Here is a 22,238-nt window from a genome sequence, read left to right on the forward strand (position 1 = left end):
GTGTCCGCCGGCAGCGTCACGAGGAAATTCGTACTTGTAAGATTAGTATATGCGCATATACTAACGCATACCGGCCGCTCGGCCGCCGTATCCGAAAGGACCCGTCCCATGCCCCGCCTCACGGACAAGGCCTGGTCGCCCTATGTCGCGGGCGCGCTGATCGGCCTGCTGCAGATCCCGGCCTTCCTCTTCCTCGGCACCGCTCTCGGGGCCTCCTCCTCCTTCGTCACCGTCGGCGCGTCGGTGGCGGAAGTCTTCGATCCGGGCATCCGCGCCATCCGCTACGCCGCCGGGCACCTCGACGGCGCCAAGAACTGGTGGCAGGTCGCCCTCGTCATCGGCATCGCGCTCGGCGCCTTTGCCTCCTCGCGGCTGTCGGGCGCGGTGCGGCGCGGCGTTGCGCCGGTCTGGCAGCGCGCGACCGACCTGTCCCGTGGCGGCCGCTTCGTCCTGGCCTTCTTCGCCGGCTTCCTGATGCTGATGGGCGCGCGCATTGCCGATGGCTGCACCTCGGGCCATGGCCTGTCGGGCATGGCGCAGCTCTCGCTCGGTTCCTTCGCGGCGGTCACCGCCATGTTCGTCGGCGGCATCCTGACCGCGACGCTGCTGTTCCGCCCCGTGCGCTGAGATCGGAGGAAACGATCATGTCCATCGTCACCGCCATCCTCCTCGGCCTCGCCATGGGCGTGGCCTTCGGCTTCTTCCTCGAGAAGGCGCGGGTCTTCGAGCCCGCCGTCATCCTCGGCCAGTTCCAGTTCCGGTCCTTCCTGATGCTGCGGGTGTTCCTCGCCGGCGTCGCGGCAGGGCTGGTCGTGCTCGCAGTGCTGACCGGCTTCGGCTGGGCGAAGCTCTCGCCCAAGGCGCTGTTGCCGATGGCCGACATCGCCGGCGGCCTGGTCCTCGGCGCCGGCATCGCGCTGGCCGGCGCCTGCCCGGGCACGGTGCTGGCGCAGATCGGCGCGGGCTACAAGGACGCCTGGTTCACCCTCGCCGGCGGCATCCTCGGCGCGCTCGCCTTCACCTATGCCGAGCCGCACCTCGCCCCGGTGCTGCAGGTCGCGGGGCAGGGGAAGCTGACCCTGGACATGGTGACGGGGGTGCCGTTCTGGATGCTCGCCCTTGGCTTCGCGGTGGTGCTGGTGCTGGCGCTGGTCGGGCTGGAACGCTGGCGGCCGTGGCGGCAGGAGATCGGCGAGAACGCCGACGGGCTGATGCCGCCGAGGCAGGCCACGCCGCCGGCGCATGCGGTGCCTGCGGAGTAGAAGGCCGGGGGAGGGGAACCTCCCCCGGACCCCCTCCCTTCTTTGTCTGTCAGCCGGGAGTACCTGGCGCGCCGGCCCCGCCCATCCAGGTGATCAGAAAGGGAGGGGGGGATCGGGGGGAGTTCACTCCCCCCGACCTTCCAACGCCGAACGCAGGCTCGCCATCAGCCCCTTGCGCGCCTCCTCATCCGGCGCGCGTTCGATCGCATCCTCGATCGCCAGCAGCAGCGCCGCCCGCGCATTGTGCCAGTCCGGCCGCCCTGCCGAAGCCGGGTCCGGCCTCCGGTGCGGCGCCTCTCGCTTCAGCGGCGCCAGCCCCGCCGGCAGCAGGAAGGCGTCGTCGAGCGTCGGCATCAGCACCTGCCTCGGCTTCGCGATGCCTTCGCCGGTGAGCCGCCGTTCCAGCGCCTCCATCGCCGGCGGCTCCCCGTGCACCAGGAAGACGCCGCCGCGCACCGGCCCGCGTTCCTTCAGCCAGGCGGTGAGCTCCGGCGCATCGGCATGGCCTGAATAGTCCCGGATCTCGCGGATCCTCGCCTGCACGCGGATGGTCTCGCCCTGGATGCGCACCTCCTCGCGCCCTTCCAGCAGCAGCCGGCCGAGCGTGCCCTCGGCCTGGAAGCCGGTCAGCAGCACCGTCGCCTCCGGCGCCCAGAGCCAGCGCTTGAGGTGGTGACGGATCCGCCCCGCATCGCACATGCCGGACCCGGCGATGATGATGTGGAAGCCTTCCATCTCGGCGATGCGGCGGGACTGCTCGCCGCTTTCGGTGAAGGTCAGCAGCGGGGAGCGCAGGGCGCGCTTCACCGAGCGCCCTTCCTCCAGCTCGTGCGCGTGCTCGAGGAAGACCTCGGTGGCGCGGATGGCGAGCGGGCTGTCCACCGCGATCGGCGCCATCGGGATGCGCCCGGCCTGCATCAGCGTGACGAGATCCCAGCAGATCTCCTGCGTGCGCTCCACCGCGAAGGCCGGGATCAGCAGCGCGCCGTCGGGGTGGTGCGCCTCCTTCACCAGCGCCTCGAGCCGGTTGCGGCGCTCCTCATGGTCCACGCAGGGCTTGTCCTCGTCGCCATAGGTGCTCTCGAGGAACACGTGGTCCACGGCTTCGGGCCCCTCCGGGTCCCGGTGGAACACGGCGCAGTCGGGGCCAAGGTCGCCGGAGACCAGCACGCGGACCGGCGCTTCCCCCGGTTCGGCGATCTCCAGTTCGATCGACGCCGAGCCCAGCATGTGCCCGGCATTCCACCAGCGCGCGCGCACGCCGGGCAGCGGTTCCAGCCAGCGGTCCATCGGCACGGCGCGGAAGGAACGCATCGCCGCAAGCGCGTCGGCCGAGGTGTAGATCGGCTCCACCTCCCCCCGCCCGCGCCGCCGGTTGCGGCGGTTGAGCTGCTGCACCTCCATCTCCTGCACATGGCCGGAGTCCGGCAGCATGACGGCGCAGAGATCCCCGGTCGGCCCGCTGGCGTGGATGGGGCCGCGGAAGCCTTCCTTCACCAGGCGCGGCAGCAGGCCGGAATGGTCGATATGCGCATGTGTCAGCAGCACCGCGTCGATGTCGCGCGGCACGTAGGGGAAGGGCTCCCAGTTCAGCGCCTTCAGCGTCTTGGGCCCCTGGAACAGGCCGCAATCGACCAGGAACCTGGCGCGGGAGGTCTCGAACAGCAGCGACAGGCCGGTGACGGTGCGCGCCGCGCCGCAGGTGCGAAGGATCACGGGCACGGCGCCTACTCCGCCGTCACGCCGCCATCGACCGGCATGGCGATGCCGGTGATGCCGGAAGCGGCGTTGGAGAGCAGGAATACCGTGGGCCCGGCGATGTCCTCCGGCTCCAGGATGCGCCCCATCGGGATGCGCGCGCGCGCCGCCGCGACGAAGGCGGCATCCGCCATCAGGTCGGCGGCGAGCGGCGTGTTCACCAGCCCCGGGCAGACCGCGTTCACGCGGATGCCGCGCGGCGCGAGTTCCAGCGCCATCACCTTCGTCAGCCCGACCACCGCGTGCTTGGTCGCGGCATAGAGGCTGCGGTTGCGCGAACCCACCAGCCCGGCGATGGAGGCGATGTTGACGATCGCTCCGCCGCCGATCTTCGCCATGCCGCGCGCCACTTCCTGCGCGACGATCGTCGCCCCTTTCACGTTGAGTGCGAGCACGCGGTCCATCTCGGCCTCGGTCGCCTCCAGGAAGGGTTCGCGCGTGACGCTCCCGGCATTGTTGACCAGCCCGTCGAGCTCGCCGGCCCGGGCGATGGCGGCACGGATCGCTGCCGGATCGGCGGCGTCGAAGGGCAGCACCGAGGCGCGTCCGCCGGCGGCGGCGATGAGGCCCGCCACTTCCTCGAGCCCCGGACGCCCACGCGCGGCCAGCACCACCTCCGCCCCCGCCGCGGCGACGGCGAGGGCGATCGCGCGCCCGATGCCGAGGGAAGCGCCGGTGACGAGCACCCTGCGGCCATCGAGGCGGAAATCGGGTGCGGCAAAGGTCATGGAACTCTCCTCGCGGGGCGGCACATGGCGCCGCGACATGCGGGACAGTCTCGCCGGACCGCGCTTCGGCGCAAGCGCGCCACCGGGTCCTGCCAGGGCGTCCGGGAGCGGCCGAACGGGAGCGTGGCTGCCATGCAAGCCAAGCCTGCCGCCGTTCATGCGTTTGTTGTTGATCTATCGCAAGACTGCTAGGAGACTGTCTCCGCTCGTCTTGGAGCGTGGGGAGACCACGGTCACAACGGTCGCCCCGACCTTGGCGGCCCTACGGCAGGTGAAGGCGCATGATGCATCCACTCGACGCCACGCGCGCCCTGATGGACGGCCTTGGCTCGGAGGCCAATGTCTGCATGAAGTGCGGTGCTCGCTCTGTCGGTCTCTGCGCGCCGCTCGACGTCGCCGCGCTTGACGACATGGCGGGTGAGAGCGAGCGGCTGGCGGTCGAGCCACGCGAATCCGTCTTCCACCAGGGCGATCCAGCCCGTTTCGTCTACACGCTGACCGAGGGGATGGCGCGGCTGACGCGCGTGCTGCCCGACGGTCGCCAGGCGGTGATCGGCTTTCGCTTCCCGGGTGACATCCTCGGCTTCACCCCGAGCGAGGAACACGCCTTCGGCGCCGAGATGCTGACCCGCGGCAATGTCTGCCGGCTGGACCGCCGGCGGCTGGAACAGCTCTTCCGCCGCTACCCGGTGATGGAGCGGCGCTTCCTCGACCTCTGCATGAAGGAACTGGCGGCCAGCCAGGATCACATCCTCGCGCTCGGCCGCTTCAGCGCGGAGGAGCGGGTGGCCGCCTTCCTCGTCTCGCTCGCCGAGGCGCAGGAGCGCCGGGGACACGTTGGCCCGGTCTTCGACCTGCCGGCGACACGCGCGGATATGGGCGAGTTCCTCGGCCTGACGCTGGAAACCGTGAGCCGCGCCGTCTCCGCCTTCCGCAAGCGCGGCTGGATCCGGCTGCATGGGCATTCGGGCATCGAACTCATCGACCGTCCGGCGCTGATCGGGCTCGGCACGGGCGAGGGCGCGCACGCGGCCTGATACCCGCCAGCGCATCGGCTGACCCGGTATCAGAACCTTGGTTTCGCGCGCGGCCGCCCCACCGGCCCCGCGCGCCACACCACCTCGCCTTGGCGATGCCGCATGATCCCAGCGGCACGAGTTCCTGACTCGTGCCGAGGCCGCGACGGGCACGAAAAGGCTGATGCCAGCGGTCGCGAATGGCGGCCGTTGGTATGAGAGGTCGGATCGAGGGGGCGTGACCCCCTCAAGCTTCCCCGGCACGGGATACGGTCCCCTGCACCCACAATGACCCGGGTATAGGCTTCCGAAGGCCTTTCGGCCTTTGGCGGGACAAGTCCGAGAGGGGCGGCGCCGCTCTCGGAAAGCCAATCCTGGAGCAGGTCGCCGGCAGCGTCGGCGCTACATTCGCCGCCAATAGGTCACGGTGCAGCGCAGCCAGTCTATGGCGCCCGCCTCGCCCGCCTTCGGCACGACCAGTGTCACCGCCCCGCCGAGGATCGGCGCCCGTATGAAGGGCATGCCGCGCCGCGTCGCGAGACTCTCGAGCGCGGCGCAGGGAGTGAGCACCCGTTCGCGCAGCAGCGGATACAGGACGAGCGCCCCGCAGGCGATGCCCACGCCCGCGAAGATGAGGCGGATGACGTGGTGCAGGGTCGGCCTCGACGCGCCGGGCATCCCGGCTTCCGCCGGCCGCGCCTGCGGCACGAGGTCGCTGACCTTCCACCGGCGCGGCGCCTCGGCGCGCTGCTGCGTGGAATACTGATCCCGTCTCACCTCGCCCTCGCTGTCCAATGTTCCGGGAACAATCCGGATTCATAGCCGAAAGCATGGGGTGGACGACAACAATCGATTGCGATCCCCCCTGGCGACAGGCCTCGCGCGCCGTGGCAGATTGGCGGCGGGACACAACCTTGGCCCGTATGACCGCCCTTCCCAGCCCGCAGCAGCTCCGCTACCTCGTCGCCCTCGCCGAGCACGGCCATTTCGGCCGCGCCGCGACCGCATGCGCCGTCACGCAATCCACCCTCTCGGCCGGCATCCTGGCGCTGGAACGTCAGCTCGACGCCGCGCTGCTCGAACGCACCGGCGGCAAGCGGCCGGTCTTCACGCCGCTCGGAAGGGAACTCGTCGGGCGCGCACGCAGCGCGCTCGCCTCGCTCACCGCCTTCGTCGAGACGGTGGCGGCTGCGCGTGATCCGCTGACCGGCCCCCTTCGCCTCGGCACCATCCCGACCATCGGGCCCTTTCTGCTGCCCCGGCTGATGCCGCAGCTCCGCGCGGCGTTTCCGCGTCTGCGGCTATGGCTGCGGGAGGACCTGACCGATCGCCTGATCGAGGGGCTGGACGGCGGGCGGCTCGACCTGCTGCTGCTCGCGCTGCCCTGCGACTGCGGCGATGCCGAGACCATGACCATCGCCGAGGATCCCTTCTCCGTCGCCGTCCCGCCCGGCCATCCGCTCGCGCTGCGCAGCGAGGTGCCGACCGGCGCGCTGACCGGCGAAAGGCTGATGCTGCTGGAGGACGGCCATTGCCTGCGGGAACACGCCTTGTCGGCCTGCGGGCTGCCTGGGGCGGCGGCTTCGCAGGAATTCGCCGCCACGTCGCTGCACACGCTGGTGCAGATGGTGGCCGGCGGGCTCGGCGTGACGCTGCTGCCGCGGCTGGCGATCGCCGGCGGCGTGACGGCGGGGGCGGATGTCGCCGTGCGGCCCCTGGCGGGCACCTTCGGCCGCCGGATCGGCCTGGCGTGGCGGGCGCGCAGCCCGCGCGCGGCGGAATTCCGGGCGCTCGCACCATCCATTGCCGCGGCGCTGTCCGGCCTGTAGCAGAGGCGCACCAGCGAAGGGTAAGGGGTCATGGCGCAGTTCGACCTCGGCAATGTGCTTGGTGCCGTACTTGGCGGCGGAACGCCGATGCGCGGGACGCGGCGGCGGAGCGCCCCGCGCGGACACCAGGATCTCGGCCGTGCCCTGGCCATGCTCGCGGGCGTCGCCATCGAAGCGATGACCAAGGCGCAGCAGCAGCCCGCCCCGGCGCCACCGCCGGCGCGCGGCAAGCCCCGTGGCGCGACCCGCGGCGCGACCGGTTCCTGGGGTGATGCGCCTTCCGCCAAGCCGGCACCGATGCCGGGCGGCGCGAAGACCGCGCCGACGCCCGGCGGCCGCGGCAGCGTGCCGGCCACCGGCCCCTGGGGCGCCGCCCCCGCCGGCAAGCCCGCACCGGAAGGCTGGGCGCCCGTGCCCGGCGTGCCGCCGCCGCCATCGGTCTCGGCCGAGGACCGCGAGGGGCTGCTGATGCTCCGCGCCATGATCGCCGCCGCCAAGGCCGACGGGCATGTCGATTCCTCCGAGCGCGAGCGCATCGCCGACCAGCTCGCCGCCGCCGGCCTCGGTACCGCCGCGCGCGACGCGGCGCTGGCGGAATTCGACCGCGCCGCCGCCCCCGAGGAGCTGGCGCGGGAAGCCCGGGACCCGATGCTCGCCGCGCAGCTCTACGCCGCGGCCGTCGCCGGCGCCGCATCGATCGAGGGCGCCGAACGCGCCTGGCTGGATGGCTTCGCCAAGGCGCTCCGCCTGGACCGCGCCGCGACGGAGGCGATCGAACGCCGCATCAGGGGAGGATAAGAACATGCACGGCCTGACCGAGGCGGAAGCGCGGCTGCGCGACCGTGCCCGCGAAGTGGCGCAGGAGGCCGCCGCCCAGGCCGCCGCGACCGACCGCTCCGAGCAATACCCCTGGCCGATGGTCCGCCGCATGACCGAGGCCGGCTTCCTCGGCCTGACCGTGCCGAAGGAGTGGGGCGGCGCGGGTGGTTCCTATTTCGACGCCGTGCTGGTCATCGAGGAATTCGCCAAGGCCTGTGCCGTCTGCGGCCGCATCGCGGTCGAGGCGAACATGGGCGCGATCGGCGCCATCATGGCCTACGGCACCGAGGCGCAGAAGCGCATCGCCGCGGAGCTCGTGCTCGCCGGCGACAAGCCCGCCATCCTGATCACCGAGCCCGAGGCAGGCTCCGCCGCCACCGAGATGCGCACCCGCGCGGTGCGGCGTGGCGACGAGTGGGTGATCGACGGCGACAAGACCTGGATCACCGGCGGCGGCGTCTCCCGCCTCCACCTGATCTTCGCCCGCGCGGTCGAGGACGGGGAGGAGAAGGGCATCGGCGGCTTCATCGTCGTGCGCGACGGGGAGGGCATGCCGGCGGGCATGACCGCCGAGCGCATTCCCTCGATGGGCCTGCGCGGCATGCCGGAGGCGAACGTCGCCATGCGCGGCCTGGTGGTGCCCGATGCGATGGTGCTGCGCCCGCCCGGCGGCTGGGCGCGCGGCTTCGGGCGGCTGATGGACGCCTACAACGGCCAGCGGGTCGGCGCGGCGACTGTGGCGCTCGGCCTCGCGGCCGGGGCCTACGGCCATGCGCTGGAACGCGCGCAGACGCGCCGGCAGTTCGGCCGGCCGATCGCGGAGTTCCAGGGCCTCGCCTGGATGCTGGCGGACATGTCGATCGAGATCGAGGCGTCCCGTGCCCTGGTCTGGCGTGCCGCGCGCAGCGCCGGGCCGAACGGCTTCCCGGACCGGCTGGCGGCCGCGCAGGCCAAGGTGATGGCCGCCGACATGGCGATCCGCGTCACCAACAACGCCCTGCAGGTCTGGGGTGCGGCGGGGTATTCGCGCGACAACCCGATGGAACGCTACGTGCGCGATGCGCGCATGTTCGCGATCGCCGGCGGCACGGCGCAGGTGCTGCGGACGCAGGTGGCGGAACAGATCCTGGGCCGCAAGCTGCCGCAGACGCGCGACGGCTTCATGCGGCTCGCCGCCGAGCAGGCGCGCGCCGCGGCGGAGTAGGAAACCTCCTTAACTTCGGCGATCGGCGCGTGTAGGGGGCAGGCCATGCCCGACCTTCCCCCTTCCCGCTCCCTGCTCGAGGCGACGCTGAGCCAAGCCGTCCGGGACAAGGCCACGGTGTCGTCGCAGGGTGTCCCGCTGCGCCGCCTCACCCACGGCGTCACCCTCCGTCGCCTGCCGACCCATGCCGACGACCGCGGCACGGTGACCGAACTGTTCGATCCGCGCTGGGGCTTCCACCCCGATCCGCTGGTCCATGCCTATACCTTCACCATCCGGCCGGGGGTGGCGAAGGGCTGGAACCTCCATCAGCGGCACGAGGACCGCTACGCCCTGCTGCAGGGCGAGATGGAGCTGGTCCTGTTCGACCCGCGGCCGGGCAGCCCGACGGAAGGCGAGGTCTGCCGCATCGTCCTGTCGGAGCACGACCGCTGCATCGTCAACGTGCCGGTCAATGTCTGGCACGCGGACCGCAACATCGGGACCCGCGACGTGGTGGTGGTGAACTTCCCGACCATCCAGTACGACCACGCGGCGCCGGACAAGTTCCGGCTGCCGCTCGACACGTCGCTGATCCCCCATCGCTTCCCCGAGGGGACCCGCGGCTGGTGAGTGCCTCCGCACCTCGCTTCTCGGTGCTGATGCCCACGCACAACCGGGCGGATGTGCTGGGCTTCGCGATCGCTTCGGTGCTCGCCCAGACCGAGGCTGATTTCGAGCTGCTGGTGGTGGCCGATGGATGCACCGACACGACGCGCGAGGTCGTCGCCTCCTTCGTCGATTCGCGCATCCGCTTCTTCGACCTGCCGAAGGCGCCGCATTTCGGCTACGCCAACAGGAACATCGCGCTGCGCGAGGCGCGCGGCCGTCTCATCGCCTTCGCCGCGCATGACGACCTCATGCTGCCGGACCATCTCGCGCTGATGGGCGATCTGCTCGACCGTAGCGGCGCGGCCTGGGGCTACAGCCGGCCGCTCTGGGTCTCGACCGACGGCATCGCCGTGCCCTTCTGCACCAATCTCGCGCTCGCCGACGAGCTGCGGGAGTTCCTCGATCGGGGGAACACCATTCCCGCCGGCTGCATCGTGCATACGCGGGACGCGCTGGAGCAGGCCGGATACTGGCCGGAGGACGTGCCCGCCGCGGCCGACTGGGTGCTGTGGCGCCGGATGATCGGCAGCGGCAGCGGCATCGCCCATCACCGCTGGCCGACCTGCCTGCATTTCAGCGCGGTCTGGAAGCAGTCCCGCTTCTCCGCCTCGGAAGAGGTCCGGCGCCTGGTGCTGATGGCGGAGGAGGCCGCCTGGTGGCCCTCCGTCCTGCGCTTCACCGTGGCATCGGAGACCGAGCAGGCGGCGGCCTGGCGCGCCGTGCGCGCGGGTGGCCTGCCCTGGGCCGAGGCCGCGCGGGCCGCGACCGACACGGTGCTGGACCGGCTCGCCTGGACGTCGGTGCGCCGTACTCTTCCGGAGCTCGAAGCGGCGCGCCTCGCCCAGGCCGGTGCAGAGCAGGCGCGCGGCGCCGCCGAGGCCGAGCGCGACCAGGCCCGCGGCGCCGCCGAGGCGGAACGGGAGCAGGCCCGTGCTGCGGTGCTGGCCGCGCAGGCGGAGGCCGCGGCCGCATCTTCGCAAGCCGCCGCGACGCTCGCGGCGCTGGAGGCGGATGCCGAGGCTGCCCGCGCCATGATCGCCGCCCTGCGGGCGGAGGCCGACGGCGCCCGGCGCGAAGCGGCAGCGGCCCGGGCCGAATCCGCCGCGATGCGGGCGAGCACCTCCTGGCGGGTGACCGCGCCGCTGCGGGCGGCGAAGCAGGCAGTTGCAGGCCGTTTCCGGCCCGGTCCGCAGGTGCCGGGGTGAACAGGGCGCGGCGCGCGCCCCGATGGGTGGCCCGGCATTGACTTGGCCGCCACCGCCCCCTAGAAGCGCGCCTCCACGAGGTTTGCCATGAAGATCCGCAATTCCCTGAAGACTGCGAAGACCCGCGACAAGAACTGCGTGCTGGTGCGCCGCCGCGGTCGCGTCTACGTGATCAACAAGAAGAATCCGCGCCTGAAGGCCCGTCAGGGCTGACGCGCTGCCGGGGCCTTGCGTCCCGGCCTGTAGCGTTGCGCGAAGGGGGGCTCGGCCCCCCTTGCTATTTGCGGGGTGCGGCGCCGCCGCTGCCGGACGGCGTCAGGGTTTCGAACCCGGTGCCGCCGCCGACCCCTTGCGTCCAGGTCCCGCGCAGCCGGCCGTCCGGCTCGACGGCATAGGCGACCACGCCGACCTCCTGCCCTGCCATCACGTAGCCGACGACGAAGAGCGGTCCTTCCGGGATCAGCAGGCCGACGCCGTTGGCGGTGTCCTGTCCGACGCGCCAGGTGACCTGCCAGGTGTTCTGGCCGGTCGGCGCCAGCGTGGCGATGCCGTCGTAGCGCTGCCCGTTCGGGGCCTGGCCGTCCACGGCGTAGCTCCCCTGGCGCTGGGCCAGGGCGGGCGAGGCGATGGCCGCCAGCAGGGCGGCGGCAAGCAGGGGTCTGCGCATCGGTCCGGGTCTCCGCGGCCAGTCTTCGTGCCGGTAGCGGCATGGAGACTGCGCGGCGCGGCGCGCCAGTGCAACGCCATGCTTGCCGGGGGCACGGGCGATGCGCATCTTCCCCGCATCGAGAGGAAAGCCGCCGTGATCGCGCTGCCCGCCCCCAAGCCCGAGATCCTCGCCCGCCGGGAGGAGATCGTTGCCGCCCTTCGCGCCCTGGTGCCGGGGGATGGCGTCATCAGCGACGCGACGCGCCTCAAGCCCTACGAGACGGACGGGCTGGCCGCCTACCGCCAGGTGCCGCTCGCCGTCGTGCTGCCGCGCACGACGGAGCAGGTCGCCGCCGTGCTGCGCTACTGCCACGGGAACGGCGTGCGGGTGGTGCCGCGCGGGGCAGGGACCTCGCTGTCGGGCGGCGCGCTGCCGATGGCCGATGCGGTGGTGGTCGGGCTGATGCGGATGAACCGCATCATCGACATCGACCTGGACGACCGCTTCGCCGTGGTGGAGGCGGGCGTCACCAACATCGGCATCACCAACGCCGTCTCCGGCGACGGCTTCTTCTACGCCCCCGATCCGTCATCCCAGCTCGCCTGCATGATCGGCGGCAACGTGATGATGAATTCGGGCGGCGCGCATTGCCTGAAATACGGCGTCACCGCGAACAACCTGCTCGGCGTGAAGTTCGTCACCATCGAGGGCGAGGTGATCGACATCGGCGGCGCGCATCTCGATGCCGCGGGCTATGACTGGCTCGGCCTGATCACCGGTTCCGAGGGGCAGCTCGGCATGGTCACCGAAGTGACCGTGCGCATCCTGCGCGGGCCGGAAGGCGCGCGCGCCATGCTCGCCGCCTTCAAGGGGACCGAGATCGCCGGCGCGGCGGTGGATGCCATCATCGCGTCCGGCATCATCCCGGTGGCGCTCGAATTCATGGACAAGCCCTGCATCCATGCCTGCGAGGCCTTCGCCCATGCCGGCTATCCGCTCGATGCCGAGGCGATGCTGATCATCGAGGTGGAAGGCAGCACCGAGGAGCAGGACGAGCTGCTGGCCCGCATCAAGGCGATCTGCGAGCGCTTCGACCCGATCAGCCTGAAGGTCGCCGAATCCGCCGAGCAGTCGCTCGCCATCTGGAAGGGCCGCAAGGGCGCCTTCGGCGCGGTGGGGCGCATCAGCCCCGACTACCTCTGCATGGACGGCACCATCCCGACCTCCGAACTGCCCTTCGTGCTGAAGCGCATCGGGGAGATGAGCACGCAATACGGCCTCGCCGTCGCCAATGTCTTCCACGCCGGCGACGGCAACCTGCACCCGCTGATCATGTTCGACGCCAACGACCCGGACAGCTTCCGCCGCGCCGAGTCCTTCGGTGCCGACATCCTCAGGCTCTGCGTCGAGGTCGGCGGCTGCCTGACCGGCGAGCACGGCGTCGGCGTCGAGAAGCGCGACCTGATGAATGTGCAGTTCACCGCGCGCGAGCTCGACCAGCAGCGCGCGATCAAGACCGCCTTCGATCCGCAATGGCTGCTCAATCCGTCGAAGGTGTTTCCCCTGGAGGGCGACCCGGTGCCGCAGGCGGCGGAATGAGGCGGCGTCACGCGCCGGCGAATCCGGGGACCGCGGCGTGACCGGCAACGCCGAGACCATGCTCGCGCCGCCCGACGAGGCCGGCATAGCCGCCGCCGTCAGCGCCGCTCATGCGGCGCGGGAGCCGATCGCCGTCGAGGGCAACGGCTCCAAGCGCGGCCTGCTGCGGCCGGTGCAGGCGGCGCGCACGCTCTCCACGCGCGGGCTGACCGGCATCACGCTGTACCGCCCGGCGGAACTCGTCCTGTCGGCCCGCGCCGGCACGCCGATTCCGGAGATCGAGGCCGCGCTCGCCGAGAAGGGCCAGCACCTGATCGCCGAGCCGCCCGACACGCGCGCGCTGTTCGGCTCGGATCGGCCCGCCACGCTCGGCGGCATCGTCGCGGCCAACCTCTCGGGGCCGCGGCGCATCGCCTGGGGGGCGATGCGCGACCATGTGCTCGGCATACGCTTCGTGAATGGGGCAGGGGAGGTGCTGCGCTCCGGCGGACGCGTGCTGAAGAACGTGACCGGGCTCGACCTCTGCAAGCTGCTCGCCGGGTCCTACGGCACGCTCGGCGTGATGACGGAGGTCACGCTGAAGGTCCTGCCGGCGCCCCAGACGCAGGCGACGATCGGCGTGCGCGTGGCGGATGTGGCGGCGGGGGTGCGGGCGCTCGCCGCCGGCCTCGGCAGCCCCTACGGCGTCTCCGGCGCGGCTTTGGTTCCCGCCGGCGCCTCGCCCGGCGGCCCGGCGGAAACCGTGGCTTTCCTCCGCATCGCGGATTTCGCGCCCTCCGTCGCCTACCGCACGGCGCGGCTCGCCGAGGACCTCGCCCCGCATGGCGAGGTGCGGATCGCCGAGGAAGCGGAGTCCCGCGCCCTCTGGGCCGCGATCCGCGACGCCCTGCCGCTCGGCCCGTCGGCGGAGGAGGCGGTCTGGCGCGTCTCCGTCCGCCCCTCGGCCGGGCCGGGCGTGGTGGAGGCGGCACGGGCGATCGGCGGGCGGGCCTTCCTCGACTGGGGCGGCGGCCTCGCCTGGGTGGCCGGCCCCGCGCGGGCCGAGGCGCACGACGCCATCGCCGCGGCGGCCGCTGCCTCGGGCGGCACCTGCACGCTGTTCCGCGCGCCCGAATCGCTTCGCCTCGCCGTGGCCGTGCTGCCGGAGGAAGCGCCGCCGCTCGCCGCCATCGCGCGGCGCGTGAAGGCGGCGCTCGATCCGGCGGGAATCCTCAACCCGGGGCGGATGCGCGCGGGTTTCTGAAGGCAGCGCCGTGGACCTTCCTCCCGCGCGTCGTTGGCTTCAGGGCCCTGGCGTCGCGCGCATCCGCCCCGCCGATCCCGTGCGCCACACCCGATCCAGCCTGCCGGGCGGGCATGGAAGGCCGGACCCGGACGCAGCCCGTCCCGCGAGTGGCACTCGGCAATGCCAGCGGCCGTTGGGACCGACCGGTGGCCAGCGCAGCAGGCCGAGGCCGCAACGGGCGCCCGGAAGGCAGCCCGGCGCCAGGGGGCGCAGGAACGAATGCCAATGGCCAATGAAAGTGACCGTTGGCAAAACTCGAACGTGTAGGATCGCCGGATCATGCAGCCGCCCATGCGAGCCCCCCGCCCGTTCCGCATGCGGGCAGCGGCCGCCGCCCTCGCATTGCTGAGCACTGGCGCAGCCCGCGCCCAGTTCGCCGCCGACCACATCGACATCACCGCGGTGACGGTCGAGGGCGCGAACGCCGAACAATGCACCGAGCGGACGACGCGCCTCGCCGAGCAGTCCCGTGCGCTGTCCCTCGCCACCTCGCCGCCGATCGATCTGGTGGAGGGGCTGCGCACCTTCTACGACCATGTGCTGCGGCTCGATGCGAACGGCGAACTCTCCTCGACCGCGCAGCTCAGCACGGTCTACGTCATCGGCCACACCGGGGCGGGTGCGCGCATCCTGCGCGCCGCGACGCCCTTCATCCGGGTCGAGGTCTCCCGGCCGGAGGGCACGCCGGCCGGCTCGCCTTCGCGCCTGTCGATCTCGTGGCTCTGGCTGCAGCGCCTGGCGCACAGCACCGATGCCCATGGGCGGGTGGTCGAGCGGCCCTCCCTGCATCGCTTCGACTTCGTGGGGGAGGTCGTCACCACCTACGGCACCTGGGGCCACGCGATCGCTCCCTGCCGCGTGGGCACGGACGGGCTCTGGTACGGCGCCGTGGCGGTCTGGAGCTACCTGCCGCCGTGAGGTTCAGCCCGCCTCGCGCAGCGCGAAGCGGGCCTTGCCCTCGGCTTCCAGCGCCGCGCGGCGGGCATCGACCTGCCGTTGCACGGCATCGCGGTCGCTGCGGCTGTAGCGGTAGCGCCGGCAGGAGGCGTTCCACTCCGATACCGCCGCGTTGAAGGCCTGGATCTGCCCCTGCTTGGCGCCGCGCATGTCGGCGCGCGCGGCCTCGATGCGGATGTCGTTGAACATGCACCAGCGGAGCTCGGCGCGGCTGAGCGTGCGTTCGCCGCCGCCTTCGGCCGGCCGGGTCTCGGTGAGATCCTCGGAGCAGGCGGCGAGCGCGAGGCCGAGGAACAGGACGGCGGCGCGGCGGTATCGCATCGGCGGCGTCTCCCTCCGCCGGGGCGTCCTGCCCGGCGGGACCCCGCCATCATGCCATGCCGGCAGCGCTTCCGCGCGGTGACCTTGCGCTCATCCCGCGCGCCCTTACGGTGCGCGCCGCATGTCAGGAGGCGCCCATGGCCCAGCGCAAGCACCGCATCGCCGTCATTCCCGGCGACGGCATCGGCAAGGAAACCACGCCCGAGGGGCTGCGCGTGCTGGATGCCGCCGCGCGCCGCTTCGGCTTCGACCTGGAGCTGACGCATTACGACTGGTCCTGCGAGACCTACGCCGCCACCGGCAAGATGATGCCCGATGACGGCATGGACCGGCTGAAGGACAGCGACTCGATCTTTCTCGGCGCCGTCGGCTGGCCGGGGGTGCCGGACCATGTCTCGCTCTGGGGCCTGCTGATCCCGATCCGCCGCGGCTTCGACCAGTATGTGAACCTGCGCCCCTGCAAGCTGCTGCCGGGTTCGAAGTCCCCGCTCGCCAACCGCGGCCCGGAGGACATCGACTTCTACGTGGTGCGCGAGAACACCGAGGGCGAATACAGCTCCGTCGGCGGGCGGATGTTCCCGGGCACCGACCGCGAATTCGTCTCCCAGCAATCCATCCTGACGCGCATCGGCTGCGACCGGGTGATGAAATACGCCTTCGAACTCGCCATGACGCGCAAGCGCCGGAAGGTGACCTCGGCCACCAAGTCCAACGGCATCACCTTCACCATGCCGTACTGGGACGAGCGCTTCGCCGAGATGGCGAAGAACTACCCGGAAGTGACGACGGACCAGTTCCACATCGACATCCTCTGCGCCCATTTCGTGCAGCACCCGGACTGGTTCGACGTGGTGGTGGGAACCAACCTGTTCGGCGACATCCTCTCCGACCTCGGCCCGGCGGTGGCGGGGTCGATCGGCATCGCCGCGAGCGCCAACATCAACCCGGAGAAGACCGCCCCCTCGATGTTCGAGCCGGTGCACGGCTCCGCCCCGGACATCGCCGGCAAGTGGATCGCCAATCCGATCGGGCAGATCTGGTCCGGGGCGATGATGCTCGAGCATCTCGGCGAGAAGGAGGCCGCGGACTGCATCGTGCAGACCATCGAGAAGCTGCTCGCCGAGGGCGGTCCGCGCACCCGCGACATGGGCGGCCAGGCCGGCACGGTGGATGTCGGCAAGGCGATCGCCGAGGCGGTGGCGCGCGGCTGATCTGCCCGGCCGCCGGGCGAATCCCCGCCTGGCGGCCCTGCGCGCATCCGCCGTCGCGAAGCTGCCCGCAGGAAGGCGCCGCGACGGGGCCGGCCTGCATTCACAATGCGGCTCGCGTGCCCGGGGACACTTGAGCCGGGGTTCAACTATCGCTACGCTGATCTAGCAATTGCGAGTGATTCTCAATTGGGTTTCGGAGGGCAGGCGATGGGCCACGACTTCAGCCATATCGCGCGGCGCTGTGAGCGTGCTGTGGTGACCGCCTATCGCGAGCTGCGCGAGCAGGGCTCGGGCGATTTCAGTGCCTTCGGGGCCTGCACGGCCCTGTATCGCATCCATCATCCGGAAGCCTCGGTGAACGAGGCGCGGCGTCTGGTGGCGGAATGGATCGACCATCACATCGTCCGCGGTGATGAGGGCCCGACGCCCGGTTGCGATTGCGATTGATTCGCAGAAATTCCTGACGCCGGCCTTGCGCCAGCGCAAACGGCACGGGCAGCAGTCCGGGAATGGGCGCCGGCGGGCGGCGCCCGCCGTCACGCTGCCGGCTTCGCCCAGGCAATGCACGCGCGGGCCAGGGCGTCGATGGTGTCCGCCACCGGGAAGGGCAAGGCGGGCCCTGCGCCGATCCCGAGCGGGATCTCCGTGCACCCCAGCACCACCGCCTTCGCGCCGCGCATGATCAGGCGCCGCGCGGCTTCGGCCAGCGGCGCATAGGCCGCCGCGACCTTGTTCGCCTTCACGAGGTCGATCGCCGGCATCACCGCGCGGTCCATCTCCTCCTCCGGCGGCACCAGGCAGTCGTAGCCGCGGTCTTCCAGCCGTTCCTGGTACAGCCGCATGGCAAGCGTCCCCTTGGTCGCCAGCAGCCCGATCGGACCGGCGGCGACGCCGAGGCGCAGCAACTCGTCGGCGGCCGCTTCGACGATGTGCAGGATGGGCAGGCGCGTCGCGGCCTGCATGGCCTCGAACCAGCCATGGGCGGTGTTGCACGGGATGGCGATGGCGCCGCAGCCGGCGGCCTCCAGCCCGCGGATGCCGCGCAGCAGGGCGGGCAGCGGGTCCTCCCCGCCGGCCAGACGCGCCGCGGTGCGGTCGGGCACGCGCGGGTCGGACCAGAGGATCGCCGGGATGTGGTCCTGGTCCTTCTCCGCCGGCGTCAGCAGCGTCAGCCGCTGCATGAAGGTTGCCCCGGCCAGCGGCCCCATGCCGCCGAGCACGCCCAGCACACGCGATTCCTTCATCCGCCGAACACCCCGTCCCATGTCAGCTTCGCGCCCGTCGCGAGCAGCAGAAGGTAGAGCACCCGGTAGAACAGCGCGTCGGAAACGTGCCTCTGCATCCAGATGCCGAGATGGACGCCGACCGGCGCGAGCGGCAGCAGAACCGCGCTTGTCGCGAGATTCCCCACCGAGAGATTCCCCAGGAAGAAATACGGAACCAGCTTCACGTAGTTCATCACCCCGAAGAAGACGACGGTGGTCGCCGCCATCACCTGGCGGTCGAGCCGCCGCGGGTACAGGTACAGCGCGAGCGGCGGCGACCCGGCATGGGCGATGGTGCTGGTGAAGCCCGAGGCCGCGGCGCAGATCCCGCCCTTCAGCGGATCGTGCGGCGCCGGCGGCGGCGGTTCCCGGCGGCGCGAGAGCCACAGCGTGCGCGCGAGGAACAGCAGCGTGGTGACGCCCACCATGGCGAGGATGGCGCGATCCGACATCAGCCGGAAGCTCAGCGCGCCGAGCAGGATGCCGAGCAGCGCGCCGGGGATCAGCACGCGCATCTCGCGCTGGTCCCACTTTCCCCACCAGGCCTTCACGCCGGAGATGTCCATGGCGCAGAGCAGCGGCAAGGCGATGCCGGCGGCGACCGGCGCGGGCACGCTCAACGCCATCAGCGGCACCAGCAGGTTGCCCGCGCCCGAGGCGAAGCCGCCCTTGCTGATGCCGGTCAGCAGCACCGCGGGGACGGCCAGGGCGTAGAACCAGGGATCGGTGACGAAGGGCAAGGCGGGGTGACGCTGGATGGGTCAGCGTGTATGCCACACGCCCTTGCCCGCGCCCATCCCGGACCTTGCCGCCATGGAACATCTCAACGATCCCGTCTGGCTGCTCGGCCTCGCTGCCGCGATGGCGGCGACGGGGCTGGTCTCCGGCACGCTGGCGGGGCTGCTCGGCGTCGGCGGCGGCATCGTCATCGTGCCGCTGCTGTTCAACGTGTTTCCGCTCTTCGGCATTCCCGAGAGCATCCAGATGAAGGTGGCGGTGGCGACCTCGCTGGCGACCATCATCCCGACCTCGATCCAGTCGGCCCGCAAGCACTACGCCCGCGGCGCGATGGACGTGCCGCTGCTGCGCTCGATCTGGCCGTCGATGCTGCTGGGCGTCGCGCTCGGCACCTTCCTTGCCGTCTATGTGCGGGGGGAGGGGCTGACGGCGGTGTTCGCCGTGGTCTCGCTGCTGGTCGCGCTGAACATGGGCTTCACCGGCGTCGAGTTCAAAATCACCGAGACCGTGCCGGAAGGCCCGCCGCGCCAGGCGCTCGGCATCGGCATCGGTTCGGTCAGCGCCATGATGGGGATCGGCGGCGGCACGCTCGGCGTGCCGATCCTGTCGATGTGCGGCGCGCCGATCCGTTCCGCGGTGGCGACGGCGAGCGCCTTCGGCCTGATCATCTCCATCCCGGCGACGATCGGCTTCGTCTGGGGCGGCTGGAACGATCCGCTGACGCCGCCCTTCTCGCTCGGCTACGTGAATCTGATCGGCTTCGCGCTGATCGCGCCGAGCTCGATCCTGGCCACGCCCTGGGGCGTGCATCTCGCGCACACCATCCCGCCGCTGTGGCTGAAGCGGGCCTTCGCGGTGTTCCTGGCGATCACCAGCCTCAGGATGTTCTGGTCGCTGTTCACCTGATCGCGGCGAAGAAGCGCCAGATCTCCCGGGTCGCGTCGGGCGCGGCGGCGCCGCCCGGCCCGCCGGGCCAGGCATGGCCGCCACCGGGGATGGTCCAGAACACCGCCTCGGCGCCGCCGCAGGCGAAGCGCTCCACCCGCGCCCCGCCGCTTGCCGGCAGCGCCTGCGGCGCGGCGCGACAGCCGGGGCCGGAGCCCCAGGCGGCGGCGAAGTCGCGCACCGGCATCATCTGGCGGCGGCCCTCGATCGGCAGCATCGTGTCGGCTGTGCCGTTGAACAGGATGGCCCGCGCCCGGGGGCTGTTGCGGCAGGGCGAGACATACCCGCCCGAGACCAGCCCGACCCCCGCGACCAGGTCCGGTGCGAAGCAGCCCAGCGCGGCGGCCATCATCGCCCCGTTGGAGATCCCTGCCGCATGGATCCGTCGCCGGTCGATCGGCGTGCGCCGGGCGATGTCCTCGACCACCGCGCGGACGAAGGCGATTTCGGTGCGCGGGTCGCGCAGCACGCGCCACATGCCTTCCGCCCCGTCGGGATAGGCGATGACGAGGCCGGCCTCCTCGCCCAGCGTCGAGAAGCGCGACAGCCGCTCCACGATCGCTCCCTGCCCGCCGAGGCCATGGAACACCAGCACCAGCGGCTGCGGCCCGGCAGTGGCCTCGCGCGGCAGGTGCAGCAGGTAGCTGCGCGCGGCGCCGTCGACCGTCAGGCTGATCCGCTGCGTCCCGGGCAGGGGGGCGATCTGCGCGGTCTCCGCATGGCGGCGCGCGATCCGCTCGCGCAGCCTGTCCTGCGCGGCGGCGGGGGCCGCGAGCAGCAGCAGTGCGAACAGGACGGACAGGCGCGTCACGATCGGCTCCAACACGGATGGTGCAGCGCCAGCCTGCCACGCCGCCGCGCAACCCGATGCAACGAAGCGCAACCACCGGCGGCGCCTGCCGGGGCGGCTTCCGTGCGCCCCGGCTCACGGCGGCCACTCCGGCCATTTTCCTTCGCGAGCATCTTCACCTGATCGGGCGACACCGCCCGATCGGGATCTGCTCCACGAGTCTGCTTGGAAAAGCGCCGTGCGGCGCCTTTCCATATCCGGCACCGGCCCGCACCCCCCGGCCACCCACGTCAGTATGCCGGAATGGGTGGCCGTGGGGTGCGGGCCGGTGCCGGACTTCTCAAACGGTCTCTAAGCCGCCGGCCGGTGGTCCTTGAACATCTCCCGCAGCCTCGTCTTCAGGATCTTGCCCGTCGCCGTGTGCGGGATCTCGTCCAACACCACGAGGTCGTCGGGCAGCCACCACTTCGCCACCTTGTCCGCGAGGAAGTCCCGCATCTGCGTGAGGTTCGGGGAGAGCACCCCGGGCTTCATCACCAGGATGAGCAGCGGCCGCTCATCCCATTTCGCGTCTTTCATCGAGACCACCGCGGCCTCCGCCACGCCCGGGTAGCCGACGGCCGCGTTCTCGAGCGTGATGGAGGAGATCCACTCGCCGCCCGACTTGATCACGTCCTTCGAGCGGTCGGTGATCTCCATGTAGCCGTTCTCGTCCATGGTCGCGACGTCGCCGGTGTCGAAGAAGCCGTTCTCGTCCAGCACCTCCTCCTCCTCGCGGCGGAAGTAGCGGCGGGTGATGGCCGGGCCCTTCACCTTCAGCCGCCCGAAGGTGGTGCCGTCCCATGGCAGTTCCCTGCCGTCGTCGTCGGTGATCTTCATCTCCACCGTATAGGGGGGGGTGCCCTGCTTGGCCTGCAGGCGGAGCATGTCGTCGCCGGTCAGGTGCGCGACCTCCGGCTTCACGGCGAAGAGCGTGCCGACCGGCGAAAGCTCCGTCATCCCCCAGGCGTGGATCACCCGCACGCCGTACTTCTCCTGATAGGCCCTGGTGATCGCCGGCGGGCAGGCGGAGCCGCCGATCGCCACGCGGTTCATCGAACCGATGCGCGCGCCGGTCGCCTCCAGGTGCTGCAGCAGCATCATCCACACCGTCGGCACGGCGGCGGAGAAGGTGACGCGCTCGCGCTCGATCACCTCATGCACCGAGGCGCCGTCGAGCTTCGCGCCGGGCATCACCAGCGCCGCCCCGACCATCGGCGCGGAGAGCGCGAGCGACCAGCCATTGGCGTGGAACATCGGCACCACCGGCATCACCCGGTCCGCGGCGCCGAGCCCGAAGGCGTCCACCTGCGTGCAGATCATGGCGTGGATCACGTTGGAGCGGTGCGAATAGACCACGCCCTTCGGATCCCCCGTGGTGCCGGAGGTGTAGCAGATGCCCGCCGCCGCATTCTCCTCGACCCGCACCCAGGCGAAGTCGCCATCCGCCTCGGCGAGCCATTCCTCGTAGGGGACTGCGTTGCGCAGCGAGGTCTGCGGCATGTGCGCGGCATCGGTCAGGATGACGAAGCGCTCGACCAGCGGCAGCTTGTCGGCCATCGCCTGCACCAGCGGCACGAAGGTCAGGTCGAGCATCAGAATGCGCGACCCGGCGTGGTTCATGATCCAGGCGATCTGCTCGGGGAACAGCCGCGGATTGACGGTGTGGTAGACGGCGCCGGCGCCGGCGATGCCGTACCAGGCCTCCAGGTGCCGCCAGGTGTTCCAGGCGAGCGTCGCGACGCGGTCGCCCTGGCGGATGCCGTCCTTCATCAGCCGCTGCGCGACCTTCAGCGCGCGGCCGCGGATCGTCGCGTAGTCGGTGCGGTGGAAAGGCCCCTCGACGGAGCGGCTGACGACATCCCGGTGCGGGTGCTGGATGGCCGCGTGGTCGAGCACCGTGTGCATCAGCAGCGGCCAGTCCTGCATCAAGCCAAGCATGAATTTCCTCCCATGCGCGTTCCGTC

General features: G+C 71.5%; 24 protein-coding genes. 15 read left to right on the forward strand and 9 right to left on the reverse strand.

Going from position 1 to position 22,238, the window contains the following annotated elements; all coding sequences use genetic code 11:
- Window positions 1-627, forward strand: a complete 627-nt coding sequence (locus GXW74_RS17270; protein WP_211847778.1) for a YeeE/YedE thiosulfate transporter family protein — start codon at window positions 1-3, stop codon at window positions 625-627.
- Window positions 628-644: 17 nt separating this feature from the next.
- Window positions 645-1,262: a YeeE/YedE thiosulfate transporter family protein gene (locus tag GXW74_RS17275; protein ID WP_211847779.1), complete on the forward strand. Its 618-nt coding sequence runs from the start codon at window positions 645-647 to the stop codon at window positions 1,260-1,262.
- A gap of 123 nt (window positions 1,263-1,385) precedes the next feature.
- Here GXW74_RS17275 and GXW74_RS17280 read toward each other — a convergent pair whose 3' ends face one another.
- The gene (locus GXW74_RS17280; protein WP_211847780.1) at window positions 1,386-2,984 is read right to left on the reverse strand and encodes an MBL fold metallo-hydrolase RNA specificity domain-containing protein; all 1,599 of its coding nucleotides are present in this window, start codon (window positions 2,982-2,984) and stop codon (window positions 1,386-1,388) included.
- A gap of 5 nt (window positions 2,985-2,989) precedes the next feature.
- Entirely contained in the window at window positions 2,990-3,748 is a 759-nt protein-coding gene (locus tag GXW74_RS17285) for an SDR family NAD(P)-dependent oxidoreductase (RefSeq protein WP_211847781.1), read from the reverse strand.
- 281 nt (window positions 3,749-4,029) lie between these two features.
- Here GXW74_RS17285 and GXW74_RS17290 point away from each other — a divergent pair, with 281 nt between their 5' ends.
- Window positions 4,030-4,785 (forward strand): Crp/Fnr family transcriptional regulator, encoded by a 756-nt coding sequence (locus GXW74_RS17290; RefSeq protein ID WP_211847782.1) that lies wholly within the window; start codon window positions 4,030-4,032, stop codon window positions 4,783-4,785.
- A gap of 381 nt (window positions 4,786-5,166) precedes the next feature.
- Here the strand turns inward: GXW74_RS17290 and GXW74_RS17295 are convergent, their stop codons facing one another.
- Window positions 5,167-5,541 carry a hypothetical protein gene (locus tag GXW74_RS17295; protein WP_211847783.1) on the reverse strand — a complete coding sequence of 125 codons (375 nt, stop codon included), beginning with the start codon at window positions 5,539-5,541 and terminating at the stop codon, window positions 5,167-5,169.
- Window positions 5,542-5,687: 146 nt separating this feature from the next.
- Here GXW74_RS17295 and GXW74_RS17300 point away from each other — a divergent pair, with 146 nt between their 5' ends.
- From GXW74_RS17300 to ykgO, 6 genes are all read left to right on the forward strand, one after another.
- The gene (locus GXW74_RS17300; RefSeq protein WP_211847784.1) at window positions 5,688-6,593 is read left to right on the forward strand and encodes a hydrogen peroxide-inducible genes activator; all 906 of its coding nucleotides are present in this window, start codon (window positions 5,688-5,690) and stop codon (window positions 6,591-6,593) included.
- A gap of 30 nt (window positions 6,594-6,623) precedes the next feature.
- Window positions 6,624-7,391 (forward strand): DUF533 domain-containing protein, encoded by a 768-nt coding sequence (locus GXW74_RS17305; RefSeq protein ID WP_211847785.1) that lies wholly within the window; start codon window positions 6,624-6,626, stop codon window positions 7,389-7,391.
- A 4-nt stretch (window positions 7,392-7,395) separates the two neighbouring features.
- Window positions 7,396-8,616 (forward strand): 3-sulfinopropanoyl-CoA desulfinase, encoded by a 1,221-nt coding sequence (gene acdA, locus GXW74_RS17310; protein WP_211847786.1) that lies wholly within the window; start codon window positions 7,396-7,398, stop codon window positions 8,614-8,616.
- 45 nt (window positions 8,617-8,661) lie between these two features.
- Entirely contained in the window at window positions 8,662-9,228 is a 567-nt protein-coding gene (locus tag GXW74_RS17315; RefSeq protein ID WP_211847787.1) for a polysaccharide biosynthesis C-terminal domain-containing protein, read from the forward strand.
- Window positions 9,225-10,472, forward strand: a complete 1,248-nt coding sequence (locus GXW74_RS17320) for a glycosyltransferase family 2 protein (protein ID WP_211847788.1) — start codon at window positions 9,225-9,227, stop codon at window positions 10,470-10,472. Before GXW74_RS17315 ends, GXW74_RS17320 begins: the two co-directional genes overlap by 4 nt.
- A gap of 87 nt (window positions 10,473-10,559) precedes the next feature.
- Window positions 10,560-10,685, forward strand: a complete 126-nt coding sequence (gene ykgO, locus GXW74_RS17325; protein ID WP_137125466.1) for a type B 50S ribosomal protein L36 — start codon at window positions 10,560-10,562, stop codon at window positions 10,683-10,685.
- A gap of 64 nt (window positions 10,686-10,749) precedes the next feature.
- Here ykgO and GXW74_RS17330 read toward each other — a convergent pair whose 3' ends face one another.
- The gene (locus tag GXW74_RS17330) at window positions 10,750-11,139 is read right to left on the reverse strand and encodes a hypothetical protein (RefSeq protein WP_211847789.1); all 390 of its coding nucleotides are present in this window, start codon (window positions 11,137-11,139) and stop codon (window positions 10,750-10,752) included.
- Window positions 11,140-11,274: 135 nt separating this feature from the next.
- Here GXW74_RS17330 and GXW74_RS17335 point away from each other — a divergent pair, with 135 nt between their 5' ends.
- From GXW74_RS17335 to GXW74_RS17345, 3 genes are all read left to right on the forward strand, one after another.
- Window positions 11,275-12,720: an FAD-linked oxidase C-terminal domain-containing protein gene (locus tag GXW74_RS17335; RefSeq protein ID WP_211847790.1), complete on the forward strand. Its 1,446-nt coding sequence runs from the start codon at window positions 11,275-11,277 to the stop codon at window positions 12,718-12,720.
- A 37-nt stretch (window positions 12,721-12,757) separates the two neighbouring features.
- Window positions 12,758-13,963 carry a glycolate oxidase subunit GlcE gene (glcE, locus tag GXW74_RS17340; protein WP_338148259.1) on the forward strand — a complete coding sequence of 402 codons (1,206 nt, stop codon included), beginning with the start codon at window positions 12,758-12,760 and terminating at the stop codon, window positions 13,961-13,963.
- Window positions 13,964-14,284: 321 nt separating this feature from the next.
- On the forward strand, window positions 14,285-14,923 hold the full coding sequence (locus GXW74_RS17345; RefSeq protein ID WP_211847791.1) for a hypothetical protein: 639 nt from the start codon (window positions 14,285-14,287) through the stop codon (window positions 14,921-14,923).
- A gap of 3 nt (window positions 14,924-14,926) precedes the next feature.
- Here the strand turns inward: GXW74_RS17345 and GXW74_RS17350 are convergent, their stop codons facing one another.
- Window positions 14,927-15,283 (reverse strand): hypothetical protein, encoded by a 357-nt coding sequence (locus tag GXW74_RS17350; protein WP_211847792.1) that lies wholly within the window; start codon window positions 15,281-15,283, stop codon window positions 14,927-14,929.
- Between the two features lie 137 nt (window positions 15,284-15,420).
- On the opposite strand from GXW74_RS17350, the gene GXW74_RS17355 reads away from it, so the two are divergent.
- Window positions 15,421-16,494 carry a tartrate dehydrogenase gene (locus GXW74_RS17355; RefSeq protein ID WP_211847793.1) on the forward strand — a complete coding sequence of 358 codons (1,074 nt, stop codon included), beginning with the start codon at window positions 15,421-15,423 and terminating at the stop codon, window positions 16,492-16,494.
- A gap of 207 nt (window positions 16,495-16,701) precedes the next feature.
- Window positions 16,702-16,941 carry a hypothetical protein gene (locus GXW74_RS17360; RefSeq protein WP_211847794.1) on the forward strand — a complete coding sequence of 80 codons (240 nt, stop codon included), beginning with the start codon at window positions 16,702-16,704 and terminating at the stop codon, window positions 16,939-16,941.
- 89 nt (window positions 16,942-17,030) lie between these two features.
- On the opposite strand, the gene cuyB is transcribed toward GXW74_RS17360, so the two are convergent.
- On the reverse strand, window positions 17,031-17,738 hold the full coding sequence (cuyB, locus tag GXW74_RS17365) for a cysteate racemase (RefSeq protein ID WP_211847795.1): 708 nt from the start codon (window positions 17,736-17,738) through the stop codon (window positions 17,031-17,033).
- Window positions 17,735-18,499: a sulfite exporter TauE/SafE family protein gene (locus GXW74_RS17370; RefSeq protein ID WP_211847796.1), complete on the reverse strand. Its 765-nt coding sequence runs from the start codon at window positions 18,497-18,499 to the stop codon at window positions 17,735-17,737. The genes cuyB and GXW74_RS17370 overlap by 4 nt, the downstream gene beginning before the upstream one ends.
- A 73-nt stretch (window positions 18,500-18,572) precedes the next feature.
- Here GXW74_RS17370 and GXW74_RS17375 point away from each other — a divergent pair, with 73 nt between their 5' ends.
- A complete protein-coding gene (locus GXW74_RS17375) occupies window positions 18,573-19,403 on the forward strand; it encodes a sulfite exporter TauE/SafE family protein (RefSeq protein WP_211847797.1) in 831 nt (276 codons plus the stop codon).
- On the opposite strand, the gene GXW74_RS17380 is transcribed toward GXW74_RS17375, so the two are convergent.
- Together GXW74_RS17380 and GXW74_RS17385 are read right to left on the reverse strand one after the other, a co-directional pair.
- Window positions 19,396-20,253, reverse strand: coding sequence for an alpha/beta hydrolase family esterase (locus GXW74_RS17380; protein ID WP_211847798.1), 858 nt, complete (start codon window positions 20,251-20,253; stop codon window positions 19,396-19,398). The genes GXW74_RS17375 and GXW74_RS17380 overlap by 8 nt on opposite strands.
- Window positions 20,254-20,583: 330 nt before the next feature.
- On the reverse strand, window positions 20,584-22,212 hold the full coding sequence (locus GXW74_RS17385) for a long-chain-fatty-acid--CoA ligase (RefSeq protein ID WP_246523540.1): 1,629 nt from the start codon (window positions 22,210-22,212) through the stop codon (window positions 20,584-20,586).
- Window positions 22,213-22,238 lie beyond the last annotated feature (26 nt).

The sequence above is a fragment of the Neoroseomonas eburnea genome, assembly GCF_018129005.1.
Taxonomy (GTDB): Bacteria; Pseudomonadota; Alphaproteobacteria; order Acetobacterales; family Acetobacteraceae; genus Neoroseomonas; species Neoroseomonas eburnea.